1 protein-coding gene and 1 pseudogene are annotated in these 675 nt (G+C 46.4%); both read left to right on the top strand.

Going from position 1 to position 675, the window contains the following annotated elements; all coding sequences use genetic code 11:
- Positions 1–312: pseudogene (locus R8N49_RS27555) on the top strand (adenosylcobinamide-phosphate synthase); the annotation flags it as partial.
- Positions 312–675, top strand: a 364-nt coding sequence (locus R8N49_RS27550) for a helical backbone metal receptor (RefSeq protein ID WP_318190509.1), incomplete at its 3' end; no start/stop codon positions are given. The pseudogene R8N49_RS27555 and the gene R8N49_RS27550, both read left to right, overlap by 1 nt.

The following is a 675-nucleotide window of genomic DNA, read 5'->3' as shown; positions in this document are numbered from 1 at the left end:
AGATTATTTGCCCTACTGTTGCTTGCTGGTCACAATATGTCCGCAGTGCTTAATGGACTCAAACAACAAGCGAAATCTTGGCCATTGCCAGGGCCAGCTTGGGTGCTGTGTACTATCGGCAATAAGTTCCAGCTTTCGTTAGGAGGCCCAGCTCTATACCAAGGCGTCAGAGCAGAACGCACCAAGATTGGTGGACGCATTGTGCCTTCTGCTATTCATCTTGCACAAATCCAAATTTTGCTGGTTTGGCGCATCTTTGCTTGGATTGTGATTCAAAGCTTTATTCTAGGACTGATTTATCAAGGATTATGATGAACAAAATTTGCCTATCCCTCCCCCTTTTCTTCTCCTCTCTTACGATGGCGAACGAACCCGTTGAACGAGTGATCAGTTTAGCGCCTCACGCCACAGAGATTGCTTATGCTGCTGGCTTAGGTGACAAACTGATCGCTGTGAGTGAGATGAGTGATTATCCAAAGGAAGCTGGCGAACTGGAGAAAGTATCCAATTACCAAGGCATAAAGTTGGAACGCATCATTGCCCTTCAGCCCGATCTCGTCATTGCTTGGCCTGCGGGTAACCCCGCCAAAGAGCTCGAAAAGTTAAAACAATTTGGCGTACCTATCTACTACTCAACCACGGGTACTTTAGAAGACATCGCAAATAATATTGAGC

Source organism: Vibrio sp. 1978, from assembly GCF_033344345.1.
This window is presented reverse-complemented; position numbering and strand designations above follow the sequence as displayed.